The 1,225-nt window shown below is 53.1% G+C and carries 1 rRNA gene; it reads left to right on the forward strand.

The annotated features are described in order from the left end of the window. Nucleotides 1–1,225: ribosomal RNA gene (locus ACRDCA_RS00330) — 23S ribosomal RNA — on the forward strand; the annotation flags it as partial.

The raw sequence follows: 1,225 nt of genomic DNA on the forward strand, positions 1-1,225 counted from the left end.
AAGACCAAGGGTTCCTGTCCAACGTTAATCGGGGCAGGGTGAGTCGACCCCTAAGGCGAGGCCGAAAGGCGTAGTCGATGGGAAACAGGTTAATATTCCTGTACTCGGTGTTACTGCGAAGGGGGGACGGAGAAGGCTATGTTGGCCGGGCGACGGTTGTCCCGGTTTAAGCATGTAGGCGGGAGTTTTAGGTAAATCCGGAACTCTGTATAACGCTGAGGTGTGATGACGAGGCACTACGGTGCTGAAGCAACAAATGCCCTGCTTCCAGGAAAAGCCTCTAAGCATCAGGTAACATCAAATCGTACCCCAAACCGACACAGGTGGTCAGGTAGAGAATACCAAGGCGCTTGAGAGAACTCGGGTGAAGGAACTAGGCAAAATGGTGCCGTAACTTCGGGAGAAGGCACGCTGATGCGTAGGTGAAGTGACTTGCTCACGGAGCTGAAATCAGTCGAAGATACCAGCTGGCTGCAACTGTTTATTAAAAACACAGCACTGTGCAAACACGAAAGTGGACGTATACGGTGTGACGCCTGCCCGGTGCCGGAAGGTTAATTGATGGGGTTAGCGGCAACGCGAAGCTCTTGATCGAAGCCCCGGTAAACGGCGGCCGTAACTATAACGGTCCTAAGGTAGCGAAATTCCTTGTCGGGTAAGTTCCGACCTGCACGAATGGCGTAATGATGGCCAGGCTGTCTCCACCCGAGACTCAGTGAAATTGAAATCGCTGTGAAGATGCAGTGTACCCGCGGCAAGACGGAAAGACCCCGTGAACCTTTACTATAGCTTGACACTGAACACTGGTCCTTGATGTGTAGGATAGGTGGGAGGCTTTGAAGCGTGGACGCCAGTCTGCGTGGAGCCAACCTTGAAATACCACCCTTTAATGGCTGGTGTTCTAACGTAGACCCGTGATCCGGGTTGCGGACAGTGTCTGGTGGGTAGTTTGACTGGGGCGGTCTCCTCCTAAAGAGTAACGGAGGAGCACGAAGGTTAGCTAATCCTGGTCGGACATCAGGAGGTTAGTGCAATGGCATAAGCTAGCTTGACTGCGAGAGTGACGGCTCGAGCAGGTGCGAAAGCAGGTCATAGTGATCCGGTGGTTCTGAATGGAAGGGCCATCGCTCAACGGATAAAAGGTACTCCGGGGATAACAGGCTGATACCGCCCAAGAGTTCATATCGACGGCGGTGTTTGGCACCTCGATGTCGGCTCATCACAT

Source organism: Serratia sp. (in: enterobacteria) (assembly GCF_051654945.1).
Lineage (GTDB): Bacteria > Pseudomonadota > Gammaproteobacteria > Enterobacterales > Enterobacteriaceae > Chania.